A 25,573-nucleotide genomic window follows, 5' to 3' on the forward strand; every position below is an offset into this window, starting at 1 on the left:
TGTTTAGTAAGCTAGATACTTATATCTAGCTTTTTTTATGGGGAAAATTAGAAAAGTATCCCCAACTATAAATCGCCGTGATAGAATAAAAGCTATTAGACTAGAAATAGGGAGTTTGAGTGTGATGGAAAAACAACAATTACACCGCGGTTTTGGGCTGTGGGCATCACTGTCGCTGGTCATTGGGACTATTATTGGATCAGGAATCTTTTTTAAACAAGGGAGTGTTTTACAGGTTGCTGGTAATACGACCACGGCTATGTGGGCCTGGTTTGCCGGAGGAATTTTAACCTTAGCTTCGGGGATGAGCGTAGCTGAGGTCGGTTCTCAAATGGCTAAAACTGGTGGTATTTACCATTATATTGAGCAGCTTTATGGCCGGACATTGGGATACTTAGCTGGTTGGATGCAGGTAGTCTTTTACGGCCCAGCCATGATGGGGGCAATTTCAGCCTATTTCGGCGTTTTATTTGTGGCCATGTTTGACTTGCCTAGTCACTATTCAATTTGGATTGGGATGGCCGCCTTAGCATGCGTGGGTTTGATTAATTCAATTCCTAATCGCTTTAGTGCCGGTTTCCAGATGGTAACTACGGTTATTAAACTATTACCAATTATTGCATTAATTGTTTTTGGCCTATTCTTTGGCCATCATGACGCCTTGGGCCAAACGGTCACAGCTATCGGTCATACTAGTGGTGGTGGTTTCGGGGTAGCTGTCTTAGCTACTTTATTTGCCTATGATGGTTGGGTCACGCTGGCTAATATCAGTGGGGAAATTAAGAACCCGCAAAAGACCTTACCGCGAGCGATTGTTTTTGGTATTCTGCTAGTGATTGTGGCATATGTTGGGGTTAGTTTTGGCGTTTATCGTAGTCTTACCGCCAATCAGATTGCTAGCTTGGGTGAAAATACAACCCTAGCCATGGCGACCAATGCTTTTGGCTACTGGGGAGGTCGACTCCTTAGTGTCGCAATTTTGATCTCATTGTTGGGGACTTTAAATGGTAAGGTGGTTTCTTTTCCGCGTGTCCTCTATGCGATGGCTGATAATGGCGATTTCTTGTTTGCTAATATTTTTAGAAGCCTTCATCATCGTTCTAAAACACCAAACGCAGCGATTTGGTTGATGATTGGGATTGCCTTTTTGATGATTTTCTTCACTAACCCTGATCAGTTATCCAACTATGCTGTCTTTGTGACATTCTTGTTCTATATTTTAGTGTTAGCTGGCACCTTTATCCTAAGAAAACGAGATCCACAGGGATTAAATCGTAGTTTCTCGATGCCACTATATCCGCTGGTACCGATTGTGGCGATTGTAGGTTCCTTATATATTGAAGTTTCTGAAATCATGCATGATTTTCAGGGCGTCCTTATTTCGGTTTTGATTGTTTTGCTGGGCTATCCGGTCTTACTGAACCTACGTCATAAACAAAAATAATTCACAATAGGCTAAATTAGATTTTTAGCCTATTTTTCTATACATTTTTTGTTAAAAAGTTTCATAAACTGTTTAATGTTATCGTTTTGTAACTCAGTGTAATGCTACTGTTATATAAAAACGGCAAAATAAATCCATTATGATAAATAAAATTTTATACAGTACAATTGCTATGGCCGCGGTGGTTCTAACTTTGGGTGGTGCCCAATCAGGAACGCCTGCAACGCATTCAAATAAAACAACTAAGGTTCATGCCGTAGTTGACAACGGGGAAGTAAATTCAGCCGTAAATTCTTTGAACAATGTTCAAGCGCTTCAACTATCAGCACCGGTTAACGGTGATAGTTTAGTTAACGATACTGATGACAACAGTGCTACTAATCAAAATAATGCTAGAGCTGTTAACGACACTCAAACTGTTAGTAATACTGCTAGTTCAGAAACAACCACTAAGGCTGTGGCTGAACCGGTCGTTACACCAGTTAATTCAGTTGCTACAGCAGCCGCACCAGCTAAAGCAGCTGGTGGTAACTTGCAGTGGTTAATTGAGCGTGAAAGTGGTGGTAATCCCAACGCCCAAAATGGTAGTATGCATGGTATTGGTCAGTTATCTGAAAGCGCCTATGCGACTTATGCTCCTGGACAAGATTACCGTGGTAACTACGATGTGCAATTATCAGCCATGCAAGGTTATATCGCCGATCGTTATGGTTCCGTTGATAATGCAGTTGGCCATTTTCAAACCAATGGTTGGTACTAAAATAATTGTAAAAGCGTCCCATGTTAGGGCGTTTTTTATTTGGTTAGAAGGAAAACGCTATCTATAGTATAATTACAGAGGAATGAAGAATTGGTGATGGTTATGCAATTAAAATTTTTAACTCCGACCTACATGGTAGATTCAATTTATGATTTAACAGTGGAAGAGCTGCGTAACCACGGGATTACGACCGTTTTAACTGATTTGGATAACACTCTTTTGGCTTGGAATAATCCTGATGGGACGCCTGAACTACATCAGTGGTTACAGGATCTCAAGCAGGGCGGAATTGAGCTAATTGTTATTTCTAATAATACTAATAAACGAGTAGCTAAAGCCGTTGATGCGTTAAATATTGACTTTGTGGCCTGGTCTTTAAAACCCTTACCAAGAGGTATTTTGGCTGTGATGCGCCAACGACATTTACAGCCCCAAGAGGTAATCATGGTTGGTGATCAAATGTTAACTGACGTTTGGGCTGCCCATTTAGCTGGAATACGCAGTGTCTTGGTTAAAAGATTAATTGATTCTGATATGTGGCAGACTTGGTTAAACCGCAGTATCGAAACCCAGGCTAAAAAAATTATTTTTAAACACAACCCGAACCTGAAATGGGAGAAAACGCTTCGTGACAACTGAAATCTCCGATGAAACAATTCAGCAAGAACTAGAAAAAGGTTTATATTGTATTGGCTGTGGGGCGCGTATGCAAACCACAAAAGCAACACAATCTGGTTATTTACCAATTAGTGCTTTAAAAAAATCATTAGAAAGCGATCAGCTTTTGTGCAAACGTTGTTTTCGTTTGCGCCATTATAATGAGATTCAACCCGTAGAATTAACGGATGATGACTTTGCGCGTATCCTTCACCAAATATCAAGTACCAAATCATTAATCGTTTATGTGGTCGATGTATTTGATATCAGTGGTTCCTTGATCGATGGGCTTCCCCGTTTTGTTGGTAAGTCAAATCCGATATTAGTAGTAGCAAATAAGGTCGATTTGCTGCCAAAATCTTTAAAAGCGAACCGATTAAAACAATGGTTAAAGGACCAGCTTAAAGATAGTGGAATTGATCCAGTTGATATTGTCTTGACCTCAGCAATCCATCCCCAAAACTTAGATGCAATTTTGCAAAAAATTGAAGATTTACGTCAGGGGCAAGATGTTTATGTTGTGGGTACAACCAATGTGGGTAAGTCAACTTTTATCAACCAAATTATTAAATCAACGATGGGTGTCCAAGAATTAATCACTACATCTCGTTTTCCTGGAACAACCTTAGACAAGATTGAAATTCCTTTGACTGATGGTCAAAAATTAATTGATACACCTGGAATTATCAAGAGTGATCAAATGGCGCATCGTCTAGATAGTCACGACTTAAAGTATGCCCTACCTAAAAATGAAATCAAACCACGTACTTACCAACTAAATGACCAACAAACTATTTTTATTGGTGGGTTAGCGCGATTTGATTTTGAAAAGGGGCCTCGTAGCGCTGTCACAGCATATTTTGAGAATAATTTACCGCTTCATCGTACTAAGTTGGTAGGCGCTGATGAATTCTATCAAAAGCATGCGGGAAACTTATTACAGCCAACGGAGCCTAATTTGAGTTCCTTAGTTAAATATGAATTTAATACAAATGAAAAAACTGATCTCGTATTTGCTGGTTTGGGCTGGATTGTGTTGCCAGCTGGTATACGAATTGCCGGATGGGCGCCCAAGGGTGTCTCGGTTACAGTACGAAGGGCTATGATTTAATGCAAAAATTATCAGGAAAACAAAAACGTTACTTAAGGGCCAGTGCCAACCCCTTGTCCCCGATTTTTTCAATTGGAAAAAATGGGTTGAACCAACAATGGGTTAACGAAGTTGTGGCTGCACTAGCTAAGCGGGAGCTAATTAAAGTATCAATTCAGCAAACGGCTGAAGTAGATGTGAAAGATTTGGCAGAATTTTTACACCAGCACTCTGAGATCACCGTCGTCCAAACGATTGGCCGGACGGCGGTCTTGTACTTGCCAGCTAAAGAAGAAAAATATGCTAAGCTTTCTCCTTTAGTCGCCAAATTATAAAAGTTTTATTTGGGAAGGTAGTATGAAGTATTATAGTGGCAGTATGGCTGAGTTAGAAGCTAAAGTGGCTCATCAGCTTTCTAGGAAACGTTTTGAACACTGTTTGCGAGTTCGTGATTATGCGCAGAAACTAGCAATTCAAAATAAAATTGATTCAGAGCAAGCTGCTGTGGCTGGCTTAGTGCATGATTATGCTAAAGAACGCTCTAATGCTGAATTTTTAGCGGTAATCAGCGCTAAGCATCTTGATCCTGATTTAGTTAATTGGGGGAATCCAGTATGGCATGGCATTGTCGGAGCCGAAATAATTAAAGATGAATTGGATATTACCGATTCATTGATTTTACAAGCGGTGCGCGACCATACTACTGGTGCCGGGGCTAATATGTCTAAACTATCGCAGGTTATTTTTATGGCCGACTATTTAGAAAGTGATCGTGATTTTCCAGGAGTGCAAGCAGCGCGAACCATCACTGATGAGGATTTAGGTCAAGGAGTTCGTTTTCAAGTTGTTCACACTTTAGCATATTTGGCTAAAAATGAACGGCCAATCTATCCTAAGTCACTGACCACATATAATTATTGGGTCACTCAGTAATCTGAAAGGGAAATCATGACTGAATTAAATGCAAAAAAAGAACTAGAAATTGCCGTTAAAGCCATTGACAGTAAAAAGGCTAATGATATTGTGGCTCTTGATATGGGGCCAGTTTCATTAATGGCTGATTATTTTGTCATTGCCGAAGCACCATCAAATCGGCAAGTCCAAGCGATTGTCAATGAATTAAAAGATAAATATGAGGAGGCCGGCGGAACAGTTCGCTTTATTGAAGGTTTTCAGGTAGCACAGTGGGTTTTGGTTGATCTCGGCGATGTGATTGTTCATATTTTTGACAGTGAGCACCGTGATTTTTATAACCTTGAAAAGCTTTGGTACGATGCGCCGTTGGTTGATATATCAGAATTTTTACAGGCAGATTAAAAGAGCTGAAGTAGTGAACTTCAGCTTTTTGTATGACAAAAGGTAATCAAATGGAAGACAATTTTACAACCTTTGCAAAAAGTTACGATGAGTTGTTTGATAACGATATGTACCAAGCTTGGGCTCAATATGTCCAGGACATGACTAATCCAAGTCCCTTACTTGATTTGGGTGGGGGTGCTGGCCGGTTAGCAGTTTTACTGGAGCAAGCTGGCTATCAGGTGGATTTATTAGACTTATCGCCTAATATGTTGCAATTAGCTCAAACTCATGCCGAACAAGCTGGCGTTAGTCCCCGTCTATTAGAAGGGGATATGCGCGATTTCAGTGACTGGCCTACTCAATATCCAATTATCACTAGTTTTGCTGATAGTTTAAACTACTTACCTAATTTGGAGGATTTAGAGGATGCTCTTCGACAGGTTTTTGACCATTTAACACCTAGTGGTATATTTCTATTTGATGTGATTACGCCCTATCAAGTTAACGTTGGTTATGACAATTATTGTTATAACAATGATGATAATCCAGAGAATATTTTTATGTGGACTAGTTTCCCTGGTGAAAATGAAAACAGCGTTGATCATGATCTAAAATTCTTCACCTACAATGAAGAACTTGATGCCTTTAATCTTTTACGAGAAGTTCATCATGAACAAAGTTATGAGCAAGCTGTTTATTACGAATTATTACAAAAAATTGGGTTTAACCAAATTGAAATTAGTGCTGACTTTGGTCAAGCAGTCCCAAATTTGAAAACAACGCGCTGGTTCTTTAAAGCCAGCAAGGGGGATATCAAATGAAGGCTGTTGGTTTAATTGTTGAATATAATCCCTTCCATAATGGACATCGTTATCATATTGCCCAAGCTAAAAAAATTACTGGAGCTGATGTCGTTGTGGCCGTTATGTCTGGTAATTTTGTACAACGGGGCGAACCGGCTTTGTTAGATAAGTGGACCCGGACTAAATTAGCATTAGAAGCCGGCGTTGATGTAGTAGTTGAGCTACCAGTATTTTATGCGGTACAGCCTAGCCATCTTTTTGCAGAAGGAGCTGTACGCTTATTAGCTGCTTTAGGAATTCATGACATTGTCTTTGGTAGTGAAAATCCAGATATTGATTTTATTTCCTTAGCAAAGCAAGCTCCTGAGGTTAATCAAGGTCAGAATTTTACTAACCGAAATCAAACCTTTGCTAGCTCCTATGCCCAGCAACTAGCCGATACCACTGGTTTTGAGATTAAGGAACCTAATGATATTTTGGCCTTTGGATACGCTCGGGCAGTTTTAGAGTTGCAAGTCGATATACAATTATGGCCAATTGTCCGTCAACAGGCCGGTTATCATGATAATGATTTTGGGCCCGATCAGGTGATTGCTTCAGCTTCTTCTATTCGGCTAGCTTTACATAAACATAAGTTAGAAAAAATAGTACCAGTTGTACCTGAAAACACCTTTGACGCTGTACAAAATAACGCAAATACCATTGATTTTGAAGCACCATTTTGGCAATTATTACAGTACCGCTTATTGACCGACACTGTTGGCCAATTGGGTCAGGTTTATCAAATGGCTGAAGGATTAGAACATCGTTTGGCCGCTACCGCAGCTGCTAAACAAGGGCCACAGTCCTATCAGTCCTTTATTAAGTCAGTCAAATCAAAACGGTATACTTTTGCTAGAATTCAGCGAACTTTGTTGTATACTTTGCTTAATATTAAAGTTGATCAAATGCAGGCGGCCATGCAGGATCCCTATTTGAGAATTTTAGGTTTCACAGCCCAAGGCCAACAATATTTGAATAGTATTAAACGCGAAGCCACTTTACCGATTATTAGCCGAGTAGATATGTCCTTAGCCAAAGCTAATTTAAGGTTGGATTATAAAGCCGGGAAAGTGTGGCAGTTATTGGCTAACCAAGCTACGGAAGAACAAGACGTTGGACATGCCCCCATCCAACTTTAAAAAGGAGTTATAAAAATGAAATTAGCTAAAAAGCAATTAGTCAAATATCAGGAGAACCCTTTACTACTCGATACGGAGCTAGGTTTATCGGCATTAGTCCAAGAACGTTTTTCAGATTTAATTTTAGAAATTTTACCCTTAAAAGTGATTGGTAAAGTGCAATATAATGCCAGTGATATCATCAGTTTGACTGTTCAGGTTAGTGGTGAGGTGGTATTGCCATCGACCCGATCAATGGAGCCAGTTTCATTGCCAATTGATTTAAACATTCAGGAACGCTACGTGGGTAAGCAAGAACAATTAAATCAGTTTGAAGAAGATGAGGCGGTTTTCCTATTAGAAAATGACCAATTGGATGTTGATCAAGTTGTTTTGGATAACCTAGTCGCGATGTTTCCTAGTCAGGTATTAACACCAGCCGAAGCAGCCAATCAAGAATTTCCTAAGGGAAATGATTGGCAAGTTATTAGTGAAAGTAATTATGATGAACAGCCGGTTGAAGCTCTTGAGGATGTTGAAGATCCGCGTTGGGCTAAGTTAAATGATTTCTTCGAAAAATGAGAAAAATATTGTAATTATTATAAAATAACTATAAAATGTGATAGGGTAGATTGTTAAGAAATTAGCTTAAAGTATAAATTTAAAAATAGAGGTGATTATGAGTAAAGTATTGATTGTTGAGGACGAGGAAAATTTGGCAAAGTTCGTCGCCTTAGAACTCAAACATGAAGGATATGACGTCCAAACGGTAGACAATGGCCGTGATGGTTTAGAGATGGCTACGAAGAATGATTTTGATGTAATTTTATTAGATTTAATGTTGCCAGAATTAAATGGACTAGAAGTTGCTCGACGGCTTAGAGAAGTGAAGCGTACACCAATTATTATGATGACAGCGCGTGATTCTGTCATTGACCGTGTATCTGGCCTGGACTATGGGGCTGATGACTATGTTGTCAAACCCTTTGCCATTGAGGAATTATTAGCTCGGGTTCGTTCATTGTTACGTCGGATTACGATTGAAACAGAGTCCAGCGATAAGCATCGTTCAGTTATTAATTTTAAAGATCTTAAGATTGAAAAAGAAAACCGCATCGCTCGTCGTGGTGATCAGATTATTAATTTGACTAAGCGTGAATATGATTTACTATTAATCTTAGTAGAAAATATTAACGTGGTTCAGTCCCGTGAACAACTACTCAAGGAAGTTTGGGGATTTGATTCAGGTGTTGAAACCAATGTTGTGGATGTATATATTCGTTACTTACGTAATAAGATTGATGACCCTGACAGTAAGGCATCATATATCCAAACTGTACGTGGCACTGGTTATGTAATGCGGAGCTAACGATAAATGATTGAAAATCAAGATCAAAAAACTAAAGCGTCTTTCCGTTTTTCACTGCGTTGGCAGTTGTCTTTGGGGATGGCTTTGGTTTTTTTTCTTACTTGTTGCCTATTTGTAGCGGCAGTAATTATTATTTTACAGCAGCACTATGGTGTTATGCCGAAGGCCTTATCACACTGGATGTGGCTGATTGCCATTTTGGGTGCCCTGATTGTCTTTCTGGTGTCATCTTGGATTACCAAAATTATTGTTTCTCCAGTTACGGTGATTGAAAAAACAATTCAAGCGTTTGAAAGTGATCCTATGACCCCAGAACGCATCCCTAAAATAGGCCCTGATGATGAATTATCCGATTTAAGTCGAATATTAAATCGAATGATTGATCGTTTGCAGGATTTGATTGGTGCGCAACAACAATTTGTTTCCGATGTGTCACACGAATTACGCACGCCAGTGGCGGTGGTTAAAGGGCACATGGAAATGTTGAATCGATGGGGTAAGGATGATCCAGAGGTTTTAGCTGATTCGATTCAATCAACCTTATCGGAAGTTAAGCGGATGGAAACGTTAATTAATGAGATGCTAAACTTGACTCGTGCCGAACAAGTACCAGTCGAGAATGTTAATCAAATTACTGATGTTGATGGGGTTGTTCACCGGACCTTCAATGACTTTAAGATGTTACATCCAGATTTCATCTTAACCTTTGATGATGACTTAGTGCAGCCTGCCCTGGTAAATATTCGCCAAGATCATTTGGAACAAATTATTATTATTCTAGCTGACAATGCCATTAAGTATTCAACTGACCGAAAAGAAATTCACTTTGCTCTTTCTAAATCTGCTACTCGGGTTGAAATTGGTGTCCAAGATTTTGGAGAAGGAATTGAATCCGAAGACTTGGCTCGAGTCTTTAATCGGTTTTACCGAGTTGATCGGGCTCGTTCCCGTGAAAAAGGAGGCAATGGTCTAGGCCTTAGTATTGCAGAGCGCTTAGTTAAGGCATATGGCGGTGAAATTACCGTTGAAAGTGCGCTAGGTTCTGGCTCAATTTTTACGATTCGCTTACCTTTGGTATCGGAACCAACTAGTGACGAAAACTCACCACTTTAATATATGAAAACCCACCCCTTTTATGAGGTGGGTTTGTTATAATAGAACGAATTAAATTTTTTATAAAACATTTAGGAGACAACATGAAACAGATAAAGCGTGTTTTGACCTTTGTCTTTATTGTATTTGACATTATTTTATTGACCGGTGGTTATAGTGCTCACAGTCGAATGTATCAGTGGTTAGGGCGGCCAATAGCAGATATTCTTTTACAGATTTCCCACTGGGTTGGGGGCGTTAACGGTATCGGTTGGGGAATTATCATTATCACTGCTGTCTTGCGTTTAGCAATCTTGCCGCTATTTGTCAATCAACAAAAGAATACAACGATGAGTCAATTGAAACTTCGAATTTTAAAACCCGAAGTTGATAAAATTCGTGATATTACTCAAAATGCCAAGAATCCACAAGAACAGCAGGCTGCTGCAGCGGCATCAATGTCACTTTATAAGGAAAATGGCGTGAGCATGACCGGAGGAATTTCCTTTTTAACGATGGCCATTCAGTTACCAATTTTCTCGGGGGTGTATTCAGCCATCATGCACGCCCATGGATTGCAATCAGCGACTTTCTTTGGATTAGCTCTCAATAAGCCTCAAATCGTTTTTGCTATTTTAGCTGGTTTGATTTATTTATTGCAGGCATGGTTGTCATTACAACGGATGCCCGAAGAACAAAGGAAAGTTTCTGGGATGATGTTGTTAATGAGTCCTATTATGATTGCTGCCTTTTCAATGTTTTCTAGTGGATCAATTGGACTATATTTTATCGTGGGTGGAATTTTTGCTTTGATTCAAACAGCAATTTTACACGTTCAGTATCCAGCCCTAGAAGCTAAAGTTAATCGCGAGTTCAAGGTGTTAAAAACTGCTGAAGACTTGATGGCTAGCCAGCCGGCAGCCACAGTTACGCCTGCTGATTTATCGCCTCGGGATGTTACCGCAACTGCAAGTTCTTCGAATACAAAACAACGGAATAGCGGTAAGCAAAACCGCAATAGTAAAGGATAAATTAAGCATGGAAAGAATTTTATCAAATCAAAATAGTCGCGTTAAAAGTTGGACTAAATTAGCGACTCGTAAGGGTCGTCAAGAAAATCGCACCTATTTATTAGATGGTTGGCATTTGGTTCAAGAAGCTATTAAAGCTTCAGCTAAGTTCCACGCCGTAATGGCCACACCCGAGCAAATGGAAGCACACTTGGCTGATGTTCCTCATGGAGTTCCAGCCTTTGAAATTAGTGCTGAAGTAGCTAAGCACATTGCTGGTACTAATACGCCTCAGGGTATTTTTGCTGAAATTAGTCTTCCTGAAAAAAGTTTCGAGCCTAGTTATGTGTTTGATGGGATGTGGTTATTACTAGACCAGATTCAAGATCCAGGAAATGTTGGGACTTTGATTCGTACAGCTGATGCAGCCGGATTTAAAGGGGTTGTGTTGGGCGAAGGTACAGCAGATGCTTTTTCTCCCAAAGTAGTGCGAGCCATGCAGGGTTCTCAGTTCCATTTGGAAGTCTTACAAGGTGATTTGTCCCACTGGGTCGATTCCTTAGCAACCAATGGTTTGCCAGTTTATGGTTCAGAATTAAATCCAGCGGCTCAACCTTTCCAAGACATTATGCCAACTGAAAAGTTTGCCTTGATTCTAGGAAATGAAGGCCAAGGGATGCAATCTCAATTGGCCGAAAAGACTTCGGCTAATCTCTACATTCCTTTGGCCGGACAGGCTGAGAGTCTTAATGTAGCGGTCGCCGGTGGAATTTTGATGTTCCACTTGGCGCTTGGAAACTAAGCCAAAATCTGTTATAATGAATCTATTGAACTTCAAGTGGAGGTTGTCACTGTGACTAATATCCTTACTGTAGCACTGTTGGTAGTGGGGTTCTTACTGGTAGTTGCAGTTATGATGCAACCTAGTAAGCAACAAGATGCCTTGTCAGCTTTGTCTGGTGGTGCTGCCGATTTGTTTACTGAACGGAAGTCTCGTGGTTTTGAGGCCGTTATGCGTCGCATTACCGTAGTTTTAGGGGCTATCTGGTTTATAATTGGAATTGCGCTGATGTATTTATCAGCCCATTAATTTGTTAAAGGTCAGTTTACTCTTTTGTAGACTGATTTTTTATTTTTTAGGAGTATTTTTATATGGAAATGAAAGTATTGAAAAGTCAACTAGCTGGCTTTTTAAAAGCTAATCGTCAACAGACTTTTACGGCTCAAAATCTGGCCGATGGTCTACGTATGACAAATGAAAGTGACTATCGACAAGTAGTCAATGCGCTAAATAATATTGTCCGTGATGGACAAGCACAAAAATTAGAAGATGGGGCCTATCAATATCAGGCAGATGATGGTCAAGTTATTGGTGAATTTAAAGCTAATGATAAGGGCTTTGGTTTTGTCCGTTATGATGAAATTTTACCTGACTTTTTCATCGGACCTGGAAATACCAAACAAGCTATGCAAGGTGATACTGTTCGTGTTTCGACGCTAAAGCCTTCTAAATCAGCTGATCGAGGACCAGAAGGTGTGGTCGAAGAAATTATTGAACGAGCCTACGATCAGGTAGTGGGCGTCTTTAGTTTGGGCTCACAGGCCAAAGGGATGCAAGGCCAAATTCAATTAAACGATAAAAAGGCGGCCAGTTATCAAATTCTCGTTAAGGACAGTCATCAACCCTTGCATGATGGGGAAGTGGTTGTAGCTAAAATTTTAAATTTTGCTGATGCTACTCACCCTCGTCAATTGGTTGCGGAAGTAACCCAAGTACTTGGGTTTAAAGATGAGCCAGGGATGGACATCATGCAAATTGTTGAGAGTAAAAAAGTTCCAAGCCATTTTCCACCAGCAGTATTAGAAGAGGCTGACGCCATTCCAAATGAGGTTTTGCCAGAGGAATGGGAAGGACGTCCAGACTTAACTGATCAGCCTCTAGTAACTATTGACGGTGCCGATACTAAAGATATTGATGATGCCGTTGTGGTCTGGAAACTAGAAAATGGAAACTATCATTTAGGGGTTCACATCGCCGATGTTTCCCACTATGTTAAAGAAGGATCAGCCATTGATGAAGAAGCCTATAACCGTGGGACCTCAGTGTATTTGACTGATCGAGTTATTCCCATGCTTCCTCGTAAGCTTTCGAATGGGATTGCTTCATTGAATCCAAATGTCGTTCGTTTGGCGATGTCAGCTGAAATGGAAATTAATCCTAAGGGCCAAGTAGTCAAACAATCTATTCATCCGTCTGTGATTAAATCACATGCCCGGATGACTTATGATGCGGTGAATCAGATTTTGGCCGATGATCCACAGGTTACCCAAGAATATCGGGAACTGGTCCCCATGTTTAAAGAAATGGGTGAATTACATCAAATCTTGTACAAGATGCGGGCTGACCGTGGGGCCATTGAATTTGACGCACCGGAGGCGCAAATTATTGTCGATGACCAGGGAAAGGCAATTGACGTTAAAGTCCGCCAACGTGGTACGGCTGAACGGATGATTGAGTCCTTTATGTTAGCTGCTAATGAAACGGTGGCAGAATTTTTTGACAAGAAAAAGATTCCCTTTTTGTACCGTGTGCACGAGGTGCCAGATGAAGAGCGAGCAAAATCATTCTTTGAATTTACTAAAGCTTTGGGGCATCCAGTTAAGGGAGATCCCAACAAAGTAACTCCTAAGATGATGCAAAAACTTATGGAAGAAGTGGCTGATGATCCCGCCGAGCAAATGATTTCTACTATGATGTTGCGGGCTATGAAGCAAGCCAAATATTCACCAGATCCAATGGGGCACTTTGGCTTAGGAGCCGACTACTATACTCACTTTACTTCGCCAATTCGTCGTTATCCAGACTTGACGGTTCACCGTTTGATTAAGTGGTATCGTCGCCATGGCTATGGTGTTGAGGCACAAGAACGTTATGCCAGCCATCTAGGACAGATTGGGATTGATACAAGTAGTAAAGAACGACGTTCCATTGATACAGAACGACTAGTCGATGCCATGAAAAAAGCTGAATACATGGAAGATAAGGTCGGGCAAGAATATGATGGAATTGTTAATGCGGCCCTAAAGTTTGGCTTGTTTATTAGTCTGGATAATACAGTTGAAGGGCTAATCCACATCTCAAATCTAACCGATGACCACTATGAATACGATGAAACTCACATGGCTTTAATTGGCCGTTCTAAACATCATATTTTTCAAATTGGTCAACGAGTAAAGATTAAAGTCATTCGGGTTAATAAAGATGAAAGTACCATTGATTTCCAATTGCTAAATCCAGAAGATGCGCCAACAACTGATATTCGTGTAAAAAGCAGTAGTAATGGTCGACCAAACCGTAAAAATGCAAGGAAAAGGCGACCTCATTCAGACAGTAAGAAGAAATAGGCAGGTCGTTAGTTGATATGAAGGCTAAAAAATCTAAAACTGGCCAAAATGTTCTGGCTCAAAATCGAAAGGCTCATTTTAATTACGCTATTTCAGATACCTTTGAAGCCGGTATTTCGCTTACTGGAACTGAAATAAAATCAGTGCGAGCTGGACAAATTACTATTGGGGATGGCTTTGTTACTTTTCATGATGGTCGTGCCCTGTTAACGAATGTGCATATTGCTTCCTATAAAAATGGCAATCAATTCAATGTTGATCCATTACGTTCCCGCCAATTATTGCTACATCGGCGTCAGATTCAATCCTTACAGCAAGCTGCGCTGGAAAAAGGGGTTAGTATTGTGCCTCTCAGGGTGTATTTAAAGCATGGTTTTGCTAAAGTATTAATTGGTATAGGACGTGGAAAACGGCAATTTGATAAGCGGCAAGACCTAAAAAAGCGTGATCAGGAACGGGAGTTACAACGCCGGTTTAAAAATTAACTTTACAATTGACCCATAGGTTAAATCTCGCTATACTTGTAAGGTGAATGTATCTAATGTCACACGCTGAAAGGAAATGTAAGAGATGAATTTTACAATCATTTCAGCACTCTTCGCAATTGCAATTGGTTTAGGTATTGGTTATATTTTACGGCGTTGGACTGATGCGAAAAAAATAACCGGTGCCAAACAAATTGCTGCTAACATTTTAGAACATGCAAATCGTGAGGCCCAGAGTATCAAGCGGGCCGCCGATATTGACGCGAAAGATTTAGCTCAAAAGTATCGTACTAAAGTTGATGAATCACTGGCTAATCGCCAAGCTGATGTCCAAGCACGAGAGAAACGCTTACAAGATCGAGTGGATACTTTAGATAAAAAGGATGCCACCTTAAATCAACGAGACGCTTCTTTGATTCAAAAGGAAAATCAGGTTCAAGAACGTTTAGACGATGCTGCTAAGAAAAAACAGCAGTCTTCAGAATTATTAATTGAACAAGAAGAAAAGTTAGAATCGATTGCAGCTTTAGATCACGAACAAGCTCGTGAAATCGTTTTGCAACAGTCTAAAGATTCACTTTTGCGCGAACGCGCTAGTTTAATTAAAGAATATGAAGTTGATGCTAAAAGCGAAGCAGAGCGTCGGGCTCGCGATATTATCGTTGATGCCATTCAACGATCGGCTGCTGATGCGGTAACAGATGTTACTGTTTCCGTTGTTGATTTACCTAGTGAGGAAATGAAGGGTCGAATTATTGGTCGTGAAGGCCGTAATATCCGTACCCTTGAATCACTAACTGGTATTGACTTGATTATCGATGATACGCCTGAATCAGTCGTTTTGAGTGGGTTTGATCCACTTCGTCGCCAAATTGCCAAAAACGCCCTAGAATCCTTAATTGCTGATGGTCGGATTAATCCTACTCGGATTGAAGACACAGTTGAAAAGGCTCGTCGCCAAATGGATGAAATGGTGCGTGAAAAGGGTGAAGAAGCCGTTTTCGAATTGGGCTTGCGCGGTATGCACCCTGATTTGATTAAAATGATTGGCCGAATGAATTATCGGACCTCTTATGGTCAAAATGTTTTACAGCACTCTATTGAAGTAGCTAAAATTGCTGGAATTATGGCTGCTGAATTAAAAATAGATGTCGCGCTTGCGAAGCGTGCTGGTTTAATCCATGATATTGGAAAGGCCGTTGATGCTGAGGTTGAAGGCTCCCACGTTGAGTTAGGGGTGCGTTTAGCAGAAAAGTTTAATGAAAAACCTGCTGTTATTAACGCTATTGCTGCTCATCATGGAGATACTGAGCCAACCACACCAATTGCTGAATTGATCACTGCTGCTGATGCAATTAGTGCTGCCCGACCAGGAGCCCGCAGTGAATCTCTCGAGAACTACGTCCAACGGCTTAAAGATTTGGAAACAATTGCTAACACCTATCCAGGTGTTAAAAAAGCCTTTGCTATTCAAGCTGGTCGTGAAGTTCGCGTAGTTGTTGAACCGCGTAAGATTTCAGATATTAAAGCAACCGTACTTGCCCATGATATTAAAACTCAAGTTGAAGAACAGTTAGAATATCCTGGACATGTTAAGGTTACTGTTATCCGTGAGACTCGCGCCGTGGATTATGCTCATTAATGTAAACCGCCTATTGCTAGGTGGCTTTTTTATTTGGTTACCAATCGGCACAAGAGCCTTTTATCTGTTACAATTGAAAAGACTTCACTACGAAAGAATATTTACTTGAAGAGGAGAATGTTAATGACAATTGGCCAACTTTCAATTTTAATTTTTGCCCTTGCATTTTTATTGTTAGTGGTATTTATTGGTATTTTTTTGATGCGTTTAACACGCTCAGTTGCCGTTATTACCATGGATGTGGATACCATTGCCCGTTCTAGTAATGAAATTTTAGGGAATGCTAACGAGCTGTTAGATGACATTAACGATAAGATGAAAACTTTGGATGTAACGGTTGATACAGTAGCAGAATTATCTGAAACTGTCTCTGATCTTAATAGTTCAATCCATCATGCTACTAACCGTTTTTCAAGTTTTGGCAATCTAGCAAAAGCTGGTACTGCTTTTGCTACTAGTCAAGCTTGGGAACGTTTTAGTCGTAAAACGAATAAAAAGAAGGAGCAGAAGTAACATGGCAAAAAATGCCGCTTTTGTAGCTGGCGTTGTAACTGGAATTACAGCCCTAACGCTACGCTTTGGTTTGTCTCAACCACAACGTCAAGCCTTAACAAAAAAGGTAAAACAAGTTGGTGAACGAGTTCTTCATGGAGGGCCGGTTGAAGAATTTTCTAATAAGCACGTGGTGCCCTGTTTAACTAAAGTAAAACAGTTAGGTGACCCCTATATTCAATCAGCTCAGCAAAACATCAATAATTTTCGAGATGATTTAGCTAATGATGATATTGAGTTAACTGCTGCTGATATCACGATTGATGATGAACACTTGGCAGAACACGAAAAAACAACCCAAAAGTGAAATAACTTTTGGGTTGTTTTATTTTAGTAATTGCTGTGCTTTTTGAGTATTGGCAAAATGTAATTTGGCAAAATGACCTAAATCCATTTTGCGGGATAATAATCGGGCGGCAAGCTGGTCCACATTACTACCAGCACCAATTGTTAGGGAAAGGCCAGCTTCTTGACTTAGCTGCTCCATAGCTTCTAGCTCAATTACCCGGGCGAGAATTGAGGCTGCAGCAACACTGAGATGGTGCTGTTCACCTTTGGTGCTGAAAAAAACATTGCGTCGAATAATGGGCCTTTGCTGGGCTTTTTCTAAATAAGCAAAATAACTTTTTGCTTGAACAAACTGATCAATTAAAATTCCTTGTGGATAATTTGGAGCAATTTTCTGTATTACCTGTGATAGAGCGAAGTTATGGGATAGAGCCTTGAGGGCCACAACATTATATTTTTTCTGTAATTTATTATATTGATCAGGCATCAAATTTACTACGTGATGAGGTAGACGTTCAATGATTTGTGGCGCAATCGTGCGCATTTTATCATCGGTTAAAGTTTTAGAATCAGCGATTCCCAAATTTTTAACCCAGTCTAAATCGGTATGACTAACGTAGACCGCAGCCGTAGTCAGGGGACCAAAGTAAGCACCAGCACCGACTTCATCTGAGCCGATAACTGACCAAGAATGAAAATCACTAGGGAGTTGAGCGGCGTGAATATTTTTTTTTCTACTAGTCGAATCTGGTATCTTTTGCCACTTTTGAGCTTCTATTTCGGGTTGATTTCCTTGAAAAAGGACCTTTCCGGAGCGATAGGCGGTGACGGTGGTATTGGCTGTTTTTGCTCGAAAAATACTACCAGCTGGCCCTTTGGAGACTACCTGAGTTTGATAGTATTGCTGGATCTTTTTTATTTGCGCTTGGGGGAGTTGAATAACAATTTGCATAGGCTTAATTATAGCAGCTTTAATGTTATAATGAGTTGCATTAAATACGTTAACCAACTACTATGACTAGCTTTTACTTAAAAAATAAAATTAATACAGTAAAGGAGGCGGGATGGATGGTCATTTTGTTACTGGGGGTTATATTACTAATTTTGATGATGCGTAGTGGTTATCGGGCTGGTTTGGTTACAACTATGGTCCGAGTATTTTTATGGCTGGTTATTTTTTATATTTCCATGAAACTAGCTAAGCCATTAGGAGAAATTATTAGCACCTGGGTTAGTGGTCAATTTATTCGTCCCGAGGTACCTCAATCAATTAGTCATCAAGGACAACAATTTTTGGCTTCGGGCTTAATCAGTTTATTATTAATTGTAATTGGGAATGCTCTATCACGTTATTTATTACAGTCAGTTCATTTAGTCCGACATCTTCCTTTCTTAGGTGGATTGGACGCGGTTTTAGGTAGTTTTTTTTATGGTGTGATTGCCCTGATTTTGTTTTTCTTTATCCTGCAAGTTCTTTCAGTGCTCCCCAATGCTTGGATTCAAGATCAATTAGTTGATTCTCCCATATTAAATTATTATCTGGATCGGTTTCCTGTTTTCTCAAATACAATTTACCAATGGTGGTTATAAGGAATTTAAATTAAATTATGAATACAAAAGTTCTGAAAACACTTGAATATGAAAAAATTAAACAGCAATTATTTGACTTTTTAACGACGGCCAGCGGTAAAAGCGAGGCTGCACAGTTAATGCCTAGTAGTCAGATTGACCAAATTAATGTTTGGCAACAAGAAACCGCTGAAGCAGTCATGATTGATCGCCTCAGAGGCGGTATTCCAATTGCTCAGTTATCTGACATTAATCAGGAATTAAAGCGCTTGAATATCGGCGCCAGTCTAACGGCAGTTGAGATTTCGGCCATCAGTAAGGTCTTAATTAATACAGCTGGTGTTGCTAACTTTTTTGCCCAGATGGCTGATGATTCCATTGGTGAATCAGTAGAACTGTTAGCCCAGCAAGCCGAATCATTAGTATCATTACCCGAGGTGACCGAGCGTATAGCACAGGCCATTGATGATAATGCCCAGATTACTGATGATGCCTCTACCACCTTAAAACATTTACGTGGTCGCATTATTGGGCATGAAAATAGCATTAAACAAAAAATGCAAAATCATGTTCGTGGTAAAGCTGCCCAATATTTAAGTGAACCAATTGTTACCATGCGGAGTAACCGCTATGTAATTCCTGTTAAAGCGGAGTATCGTCATCAAGTTCCTGGTGTTGTTCATGATCAAAGTCAAAGTGGTCTGACCTACTATGTTGAACCACAAGACATTGTCGAAATTAGTAACCAATTAAATGAGTTACAGGTTCAAGCTGTCAATGAAGAACAAAAGATTTTAGCAGAAATTTCTCAAATTATTGCCGAGCATATTGACGAAATTCGTAATAACGTTTTGATTTTGGGGCATTTGGACTTTGTTAATGCTAAGGCACGATTAGCTAAGAAAATGAGAGCACTTCAGCCAGCGCTAAGTGACCAAGAGCATGTGAATTTGCAACAGGCTTGGCATCCACTCCTTGATCAAAAGCTTGCAGTGGCTAATGATATTATTTTGGGTCAAGATTATAAAACCCTGATTATAACTGGTCCCAATACAGGTGGGAAAACAATCAGTATTAAGACTTTGGGTCTATTGCAGCTTATGGCTCAATCCGGGTTATTCGTAACCACCCATCGGCCATCAACGGTGGGGGTCTTTGAAGAAATATTTGCCGATATTGGAGATGAACAATCAATTGAACAAAATCTTTCAACCTTTAGTTCGCACATGGCTAACATTAAAAAGATTTTAAGTCAAACAAATGAACATAGTTTAGTAATTTTAGATGAACTTGGGGCCGGGACTGATCCAGCAGAGGGAGCGGCCTTAGCAATGGCCATTTTAGATAAAATTTCTCAGCTAGGGGCCTATACGATTGCAACCACTCATTACCCTGAGCTTAAGGTATACGGCTATGATCGTCCGCAGACGATGAATGCTTCAATGGTATTTGATGTAACTACTTTGCGTCCAACCTATCAATTGCTGATTGGTGTTCCCGGACAATCAAATGCTCTGGCAATCGCCAAGCGTCTAGGATTTGCCGATGATATTATTGATAATGCGAAGAATCTTACGAATCCAGCCGATCACGATCTAAATCGGATGATTGAAGATTTAATTGCTCAACGGCGCTCAGTTAAACAAGAGCGTGAAGCTTTAAAAAATCAGCGTTTAGATGTTACTAAAGAACAGCAGAACTTAACTGAAAAAAGCCAAAAGTTAGATCAAGAACAAGCTAAATTAATTCTTTCCGCTAAAAAAGAAGCCAACCACATTGTAGCCAATACTAAAAAAGAAGCTGAACGTTTAGTTAAAGAAATTCGCCAAGAACGTTTGTCTGCAGGACAAAAAGGTGGCCTCTCGGAGCAAGAATTACAGAAAAAAAGAAAGTCGCTGGCTGATTTGCATCAAAATGATCATTTAGAGCGTAATCGAATTTTGAAAAAGGCAAAGTCAATTAAACAGTTAAACACTGGCGATGAGGTTGTCGTCCAATCTTATGGTCAACAGGGAACTTTGATTAAGAAGCACGGCAATGGTCAGTGGGAAGTTGAAATGGGCATTTTAAAAATGCTGGTGGATGAAGATGATATTGTCAAAAGCCAGGGAACCCAAAAGGCACAAAAACAAAAAAAGCAGCAGCACATAGTTAAAACTACTGCGGCTGCGCCAAGTCGTGCTACCGTTAAATCTAAGTTAGACCTACGTGGTGTGCGTTATGAGGCTGCTTTAATTGAATTAGATCGTTATTTGGATACTGCCGTACTATCTAATTTAACTCCAGTGGAAATTATTCATGGTAAAGGAACTGGGGCACTTAGAAAAGGTGTGACCGATTTTTTGCGGACGGATCGAAGAGTCCAGGACTTCCATTTTGCCAGCGCTAATGCCGGTGGGGATGGTGCCACTATCGTCAGTTTGAAGTAATTATTTGTAAAAAAGGATTTTTATGTCAGAAAATAAAATTGAACCAGCAGATTTTCTATCGTCGTTATTTTTGTATGCTCATGACTTTAATTTTAACCATATTGTTTTTGATGTTACCCGTTATAAAATTTCAGTCAGTCTATCACGTCGTTCTGCTCGATATGGTAATACTGATATGTTTTATACCTCAGCTGATGCTAAAGTTTTCGCTCGTGTAATGTCTGTTATTAATCACGCAATTGAGTTAGCGGAACTTGAAGGTAGTCAGCAAGCAACAATCATGACACCAAACTTAAAACGTGAGTCTCAAATCTTTCAGTTTAAGTTACATGAGTTTGGTGCTGGTAAGTATCAATTAGACTTGAGTATTTGAGGAGAATATTTTGAAACAGGGAAAAGCATCACAAATTAAGAAGATTAAACATCAACGGACTAAGCACCGATTCACTGAGAAGAAAACATTAACTGATTTTAATTTTGATGAATTTGTCGGTTTTTTACGGGCACGCTATTTTTTGACCCGACATGATAAATTTGCACCAGAAATCTACGAAGTAGCCTCTTTTTTCTTGGATGATGTTTTAGCAAGTATGGTGCAGCAAAATTTCAGCAAATTCACCAGTAATGAACGGGTCATTGTCAATCTCAATGAGGTAATGCAAGCTACTTTAGTAAATAGTACTGACCGTGACTGGCGTTATTTCATTCTATTGTTACCAGCCTTGTATGACTTACAAAAATTTTTGGCTCAAGAAGGTAGTGTGAATGATCGTTTTGGTATTGCTAGCGCTAATTTTGATATTAATTTTTGGCGAATGATTATCCGCACCGTGATTGCGTTGAATTATTTCCGTTTTCAAGGTAAAGATATTACTGAATTGATGAATTCGTCAAATGCCATTGATGAATTACAATTTAAGTTTTTAAAGGTTAATGGTGATGATGATGACTTTGATTTAAATACTATTGATGAAGTATTTCGTGGGATTGCAGTGAAAATGGCACCGCTAAAATTAGCAAATGCTGAAGCACTTTCTCCAGTGTTAACTGCAGATGAAATTGACTCAGAAATACAATATGCTGAAAAGCGATTGCCACAGTTCCAAGCAAGTTCAATTAAGGGTGTTGTTAGTGAGAATGTTTTGCAAATGCTCTCAGCTTATCATCTAGGTTTAGCACAAAAGTATCAGGCTGTTCATACCCAATGGACTGCACAATTGATTAAAACCTTTACTACCCATGGTTTAATGGACTATTGGACACCTCAATGGGACAATCTGGATGGTATCGGTGGTGAAGTAGCAAAGTATGTAGCTTTTCTAGGTCAAAAAAAGGCCCTAAGAAATAGTCAGGGCCTAGTTTCAAAATTAGATGGTTTGAGTCATTATATTGATGTTCTAGCCTTAAATACGCTTTTGGCTAATTTGAATTTGAGTCAAGTACAGGACTTGGGCCAGATTAAAGAAAGCTGAGTCATTAGTTAGATTCTAAGATTATGTGACGTATTAAGGCAGGGTTGATTAATAGTGGTTGGCTCTTGTCTAATAAGTAAATATATAGTTCTCCAGCTGCAGTTTGATGTAGCTGACCATAGTACTCAGATGTTGTTTCACTATAAAAAGATTGATTTATTTGGAGTTTAACAGGGACTTGTAGATTAACTGCTAACTCTAACCGCTGAATAATATCAGCTGAAGTCAGTTGCTTATTTAAAACGGGTACCTGAAACTTTGACCACATATATTTAAGCAAAGGCTTTATTTTAGGGCGAGTCCAAAAAATAGACGATGGTTGAATTACTGAGTTTTGCACGTTGATACCTCCTCGATATCTGATGATTTGATTATACGAACAAACGTTCTCTTTTGCAAGTTGAATTATTCGTTAATTATCTAGCGAAGCTTAAAAGTGTTGATATATCAGGATTATTTCATGTATCATAAGGGGAACAAAGTTTTGTTTTCCGATTAGAATAAAATAAGTTTTTAATTTTATATAAATTTGAACTATAATGAACTAATTAGTGTATTGTTATCGAATTAATAAATGACATCTATAATGGGGAGTTTTATGACGCAACGTGGCTTATTAATTGTTTTATCGGGTCCCTCCGGTGTAGGAAAGGGAACGGTTCGTAAGGCTATTTTTGAAGAAGAAGGGGTTGATTTTCGATATTCGATTTCGGCGACTACACGCAAACCTCGTCCGGGTGAAAAAGATGGATTAGATTACTTCTTTGTCAGCCGAGAAGAGTTTGAAAATAAAATTCAAAATGGTGATATGCTTGAATATGCCGAATATGTCGGTAATTATTATGGTACCCCAAAGAGTTTTATTGATGAAACTCTGGCCAGTGGCCGGGATGTCTTTTTAGAAATTGATGTTCAGGGTGCCTTACAAGTTAAAACTAAAATGCCAGAAGGAGTTTATATCTTTTTGACTCCCCCTGATTTAACAAACCTACGTTCCCGTTTAGAAGGGCGTGGCACCGATTCACGAGAAGTTATCGAAAAACGTGTTGCAGCTGCTAAAGAAGAACTTAAAATGATGATTAATTATAACTATGCAGTTGAAAATGACGTGGTTAGTAAGGCAGTTCAAAGGATTAAGGCAATCATTACTGCCGAACGTTTACGTGTTATTCGAGTTCTGGACCAAATTGATAATTAAGAGCTAATTAGGAGAAAATTATGTTACTTTACCCATCTGTTGATAAATTATTAGAACGTGTTGATTCGCGTTACAAATTAATTGCCTTGGCTTCCAAGCGTGCTCGCCAATTAGATGCAGGTCTACCTGCTACTCAGGTTAAATTTACTTCTAGAAAATCAGTTGGTGAAGCGTTGGAAGAAATTGAGGCTGGCGATGTTGTTATTGATCCTGTTGTGCAAAGCGAACAGGTGTAATTGGGAGAAGTTAAAATGGAATTTCCACAATTAAATATTGAAAATGTTGATGGAAGTATCGTTGTTTTGACGACTTCTTTGGGGGACATTAAAGTTAAACTATTTGATAGTGGCACTCCTAAAACAGTTGAAAACTTTTTGACTCATGCCAAGAATGGTTATTATGATGATGTGCCATTTCATCGTGTAATTAAGGATTTTATGATTCAGACTGGTGATCCACAAGGAACCGGTATGGGTGGTGAAAGCATTTGGGGTGGCAGTTTTGAAGATGAATTTAGTAATCAACTCTTTAATTTTCGTGGTGCCCTATCAATGGCTAATGCTGGTCCAAATACCAATGGATCACAGTTTTTTATTGTTCAAGCCCACCAGGTTCCTGCTCAAATGGACAGCATGTTAAACCGGTTGCCCGATGAAATAAAAAAATATTATTTAAAAAATGGTGGTACACCCTGGTTAGATGGTAAACATACGGTATTTGGACAAGTGATTGCTGGTATGGATGTAGTCGACAAGATTGCTCAGAGCAAGGTTGATATGTATGACGCACCAGTAAATAAAATTGAAATTAAAAGTATGAAGATGAGTTAAATTTTTTAAAATTGCTGAACTCAAATGAAAGGGGAACCATGTCATATCATATTGGACAAATTGTTCAGGGTGTCGTGACCGGAATTCAACCATATGGGGCTTTCATTCGTTTAGACGACCAGATTCAAGGCTTGGTTCATATCTCAGAGTTTAAATCTGGAATCGTAAAAAATTTAAAGAATGAACTGCGTGTTGGAGACTTAGTAGAAGTTGTTGTGCTTGATATCGATCAATACAACGATAAAATTAGTCTTTCTATTCGCCAGTTACAAATGCTTCCGTTAAGGGACTTGCCCATCATTAAAAATACTAATATTAGACGTCATTTTTGGACTAATCATCATTTGAATTTGGGCTTTACATCAATTGCTCAACAAAAGGAAGAATGGATTCAAGAAGCGTTAAATAGAATATAGGAGCTCACGATATGACTATGATTGCAGCTACTGTAATTGCCTATCAAGATAATATTCCATATTTTTTAGTTAAAAAAAATGGTGATTCTTTTGATTTTTTATCAGTAAAAGAGCACTTGCATGATGATCAAACATCATTAGGCTGTATTTTAGATGCTTTTAAAAAAGCCGGCGTGCATGATTTTTCACAGTGGCAAATTGGTGAATTGGCGGCTGTTAAGGGGGATGAAAATAATTTGATGCCCTTATACTCTTTTGAAGTCTCTGATTGGCAAAAAGTCCAAAAAGATCTTAAAGGAAATTTGATGTTTGAATCTGCCGATAAAATTCAAAATTTATTAACGACCTTAGAACCTAGTGCTTTCACGGCTTTTGAGGATATTTGACCCTTAATTTTAAAAATATAAAAAAGAGCTTGCGAAGTAAAAAGAAACTTGGTATAGTAATAAAGTTCTGTTGCGAGGCGAGCGAGATGAACAACTTAAAAAAGTTGTTGTTGACAAGCGAGAATAAGCGTGATAGACTAATTAAGTTGTTTCGTAAGGGAGCAACGCAGTAGCACATTGAAAACTGAACAAAACTTTGAACAAACAAATCTGTAAC

General features: G+C 39.3%; 31 protein-coding genes. 29 read left to right on the forward strand and 2 right to left on the reverse strand.

What is annotated here, in order from left to right; translation table 11 throughout:
• Positions 1-124 precede the first annotated feature (124 nt).
• The 20 genes from M4974_RS03080 to M4974_RS03175 all read left to right on the forward strand — a co-directional run bounded on the left by M4974_RS03080 (position 125) and on the right by M4974_RS03175 (position 17,075).
• Positions 125-1,444: an APC family permease gene (locus M4974_RS03080; RefSeq protein WP_248706039.1), complete on the forward strand. Its 1,320-nt coding sequence runs from the start codon at positions 125-127 to the stop codon at positions 1,442-1,444.
• A gap of 139 nt (positions 1,445-1,583) precedes the next feature.
• A complete protein-coding gene (locus M4974_RS03085) occupies positions 1,584-2,204 on the forward strand; it encodes an aggregation-promoting factor C-terminal-like domain-containing protein (protein ID WP_248706040.1) in 621 nt (206 codons plus the stop codon).
• Positions 2,205-2,306: 102 nt separating this feature from the next.
• Positions 2,307-2,843, forward strand: a complete 537-nt coding sequence (locus tag M4974_RS03090; RefSeq protein ID WP_248706041.1) for a YqeG family HAD IIIA-type phosphatase — start codon at positions 2,307-2,309, stop codon at positions 2,841-2,843.
• Positions 2,833-3,972: a ribosome biogenesis GTPase YqeH gene (yqeH, locus tag M4974_RS03095; RefSeq protein ID WP_248706042.1), complete on the forward strand. Its 1,140-nt coding sequence runs from the start codon at positions 2,833-2,835 to the stop codon at positions 3,970-3,972. The genes M4974_RS03090 and yqeH overlap by 11 nt, the downstream gene beginning before the upstream one ends.
• On the forward strand, positions 3,972-4,286 hold the full coding sequence (gene yhbY / locus M4974_RS03100; protein WP_248706043.1) for a ribosome assembly RNA-binding protein YhbY: 315 nt from the start codon (positions 3,972-3,974) through the stop codon (positions 4,284-4,286). The genes yqeH and yhbY overlap by 1 nt, the downstream gene beginning before the upstream one ends.
• Before the next feature lie 22 nt (positions 4,287-4,308).
• Positions 4,309-4,884 carry a bis(5'-nucleosyl)-tetraphosphatase (symmetrical) YqeK gene (gene yqeK / locus M4974_RS03105; RefSeq protein ID WP_248706044.1) on the forward strand — a complete coding sequence of 192 codons (576 nt, stop codon included), beginning with the start codon at positions 4,309-4,311 and terminating at the stop codon, positions 4,882-4,884.
• A 15-nt stretch (positions 4,885-4,899) separates the two neighbouring features.
• Positions 4,900-5,268, forward strand: a complete 369-nt coding sequence (gene rsfS, locus M4974_RS03110) for a ribosome silencing factor (protein ID WP_248706045.1) — start codon at positions 4,900-4,902, stop codon at positions 5,266-5,268.
• Positions 5,269-5,300: 32 nt separating this feature from the next.
• Complete coding sequence (locus tag M4974_RS03115) at positions 5,301-6,071, forward strand: class I SAM-dependent DNA methyltransferase (RefSeq protein WP_248706046.1); 771 nt, start codon at positions 5,301-5,303, stop codon at positions 6,069-6,071.
• The gene (locus M4974_RS03120; RefSeq protein ID WP_248706047.1) at positions 6,068-7,234 is read left to right on the forward strand and encodes a nucleotidyltransferase; all 1,167 of its coding nucleotides are present in this window, start codon (positions 6,068-6,070) and stop codon (positions 7,232-7,234) included. Before M4974_RS03115 ends, M4974_RS03120 begins: the two co-directional genes overlap by 4 nt.
• Positions 7,235-7,249: 15 nt before the next feature.
• Positions 7,250-7,795: a DUF177 domain-containing protein gene (locus tag M4974_RS03125; protein ID WP_248706048.1), complete on the forward strand. Its 546-nt coding sequence runs from the start codon at positions 7,250-7,252 to the stop codon at positions 7,793-7,795.
• A gap of 97 nt (positions 7,796-7,892) precedes the next feature.
• Positions 7,893-8,582, forward strand: a complete 690-nt coding sequence (locus M4974_RS03130) for a response regulator transcription factor (RefSeq protein WP_089938383.1) — start codon at positions 7,893-7,895, stop codon at positions 8,580-8,582.
• Positions 8,583-8,588: 6 nt separating this feature from the next.
• Positions 8,589-9,695 (forward strand): sensor histidine kinase, encoded by a 1,107-nt coding sequence (locus M4974_RS03135; protein WP_248706049.1) that lies wholly within the window; start codon positions 8,589-8,591, stop codon positions 9,693-9,695.
• An 83-nt stretch (positions 9,696-9,778) separates the two neighbouring features.
• On the forward strand, positions 9,779-10,705 hold the full coding sequence (yidC, locus tag M4974_RS03140) for a membrane protein insertase YidC (RefSeq protein ID WP_248706050.1): 927 nt from the start codon (positions 9,779-9,781) through the stop codon (positions 10,703-10,705).
• A 7-nt stretch (positions 10,706-10,712) separates the two neighbouring features.
• Positions 10,713-11,486 carry a TrmH family RNA methyltransferase gene (locus M4974_RS03145; RefSeq protein WP_248706051.1) on the forward strand — a complete coding sequence of 258 codons (774 nt, stop codon included), beginning with the start codon at positions 10,713-10,715 and terminating at the stop codon, positions 11,484-11,486.
• Positions 11,487-11,537: 51 nt separating this feature from the next.
• Entirely contained in the window at positions 11,538-11,774 is a 237-nt protein-coding gene (secG, locus tag M4974_RS03150) for a preprotein translocase subunit SecG (RefSeq protein WP_089938375.1), read from the forward strand.
• 62 nt (positions 11,775-11,836) lie between these two features.
• Positions 11,837-14,089, forward strand: a complete 2,253-nt coding sequence (rnr, locus tag M4974_RS03155) for a ribonuclease R (protein WP_248706052.1) — start codon at positions 11,837-11,839, stop codon at positions 14,087-14,089.
• Positions 14,090-14,106: 17 nt separating this feature from the next.
• Entirely contained in the window at positions 14,107-14,574 is a 468-nt protein-coding gene (smpB, locus tag M4974_RS03160; protein ID WP_248715742.1) for an SsrA-binding protein SmpB, read from the forward strand.
• Between the two features lie 85 nt (positions 14,575-14,659).
• On the forward strand, positions 14,660-16,216 hold the full coding sequence (rny, locus tag M4974_RS03165; RefSeq protein WP_248706054.1) for a ribonuclease Y: 1,557 nt from the start codon (positions 14,660-14,662) through the stop codon (positions 16,214-16,216).
• A gap of 123 nt (positions 16,217-16,339) precedes the next feature.
• Entirely contained in the window at positions 16,340-16,729 is a 390-nt protein-coding gene (locus M4974_RS03170) for a DUF948 domain-containing protein (protein WP_248706055.1), read from the forward strand.
• Between the two features lies 1 nt (position 16,730).
• Positions 16,731-17,075, forward strand: coding sequence for a hypothetical protein (locus tag M4974_RS03175; RefSeq protein WP_248715743.1), 345 nt, complete (start codon positions 16,731-16,733; stop codon positions 17,073-17,075).
• 18 nt (positions 17,076-17,093) lie between these two features.
• Here M4974_RS03175 and rnhC read toward each other — a convergent pair whose 3' ends face one another.
• A complete protein-coding gene (rnhC, locus tag M4974_RS03180) occupies positions 17,094-18,008 on the reverse strand; it encodes a ribonuclease HIII (RefSeq protein ID WP_248706057.1) in 915 nt (304 codons plus the stop codon).
• Between the two features lie 116 nt (positions 18,009-18,124).
• On the opposite strand from rnhC, the gene M4974_RS03185 reads away from it, so the two are divergent.
• The 4 genes from M4974_RS03185 to M4974_RS03200 are packed head-to-tail and all read left to right on the forward strand — an operon-like array spanning position 18,125 to position 22,526.
• The gene (locus tag M4974_RS03185) at positions 18,125-18,646 is read left to right on the forward strand and encodes a CvpA family protein (protein ID WP_248706058.1); all 522 of its coding nucleotides are present in this window, start codon (positions 18,125-18,127) and stop codon (positions 18,644-18,646) included.
• 17 nt (positions 18,647-18,663) lie between these two features.
• Positions 18,664-21,054, forward strand: a complete 2,391-nt coding sequence (locus M4974_RS03190) for an endonuclease MutS2 (RefSeq protein WP_248715744.1) — start codon at positions 18,664-18,666, stop codon at positions 21,052-21,054.
• 22 nt (positions 21,055-21,076) lie between these two features.
• On the forward strand, positions 21,077-21,427 hold the full coding sequence (locus M4974_RS03195; RefSeq protein ID WP_248706060.1) for a hypothetical protein: 351 nt from the start codon (positions 21,077-21,079) through the stop codon (positions 21,425-21,427).
• Between the two features lie 10 nt (positions 21,428-21,437).
• The gene (locus tag M4974_RS03200) at positions 21,438-22,526 is read left to right on the forward strand and encodes a metaphase chromosome protein 1 (RefSeq protein ID WP_248706061.1); all 1,089 of its coding nucleotides are present in this window, start codon (positions 21,438-21,440) and stop codon (positions 22,524-22,526) included.
• A 4-nt stretch (positions 22,527-22,530) separates the two neighbouring features.
• On the opposite strand, the gene M4974_RS03205 is transcribed toward M4974_RS03200, so the two are convergent.
• A complete protein-coding gene (locus M4974_RS03205; protein ID WP_248706062.1) occupies positions 22,531-22,866 on the reverse strand; it encodes a hypothetical protein in 336 nt (111 codons plus the stop codon).
• A 258-nt stretch (positions 22,867-23,124) separates the two neighbouring features.
• On the opposite strand from M4974_RS03205, the gene gmk reads away from it, so the two are divergent.
• Genes gmk through M4974_RS03230 form a run of 5 tightly spaced genes read left to right on the forward strand, consistent with a single transcriptional unit; the run spans position 23,125 to position 25,356 of the window.
• Complete coding sequence (gene gmk, locus M4974_RS03210) at positions 23,125-23,724, forward strand: guanylate kinase (RefSeq protein ID WP_248706063.1); 600 nt, start codon at positions 23,125-23,127, stop codon at positions 23,722-23,724.
• A gap of 20 nt (positions 23,725-23,744) precedes the next feature.
• Entirely contained in the window at positions 23,745-23,960 is a 216-nt protein-coding gene (rpoZ, locus tag M4974_RS03215) for a DNA-directed RNA polymerase subunit omega (protein ID WP_089938351.1), read from the forward strand.
• A 15-nt stretch (positions 23,961-23,975) separates the two neighbouring features.
• Complete coding sequence (locus M4974_RS03220) at positions 23,976-24,554, forward strand: peptidylprolyl isomerase (protein ID WP_248706064.1); 579 nt, start codon at positions 23,976-23,978, stop codon at positions 24,552-24,554.
• A 38-nt stretch (positions 24,555-24,592) separates the two neighbouring features.
• Entirely contained in the window at positions 24,593-24,970 is a 378-nt protein-coding gene (locus tag M4974_RS03225; RefSeq protein WP_248706065.1) for a CvfD/Ygs/GSP13 family RNA-binding post-transcriptional regulator, read from the forward strand.
• An 11-nt stretch (positions 24,971-24,981) separates the two neighbouring features.
• Complete coding sequence (locus M4974_RS03230; protein WP_248706066.1) at positions 24,982-25,356, forward strand: hypothetical protein; 375 nt, start codon at positions 24,982-24,984, stop codon at positions 25,354-25,356.
• The last annotated feature ends 217 nt before the right edge of the window (positions 25,357-25,573 follow it).

The sequence above is a fragment of the Convivina praedatoris genome, from assembly GCF_933208495.1.
In the GTDB taxonomy this organism is placed as follows: Bacteria; Bacillota; Bacilli; order Lactobacillales; family Lactobacillaceae; genus Convivina; species Convivina praedatoris.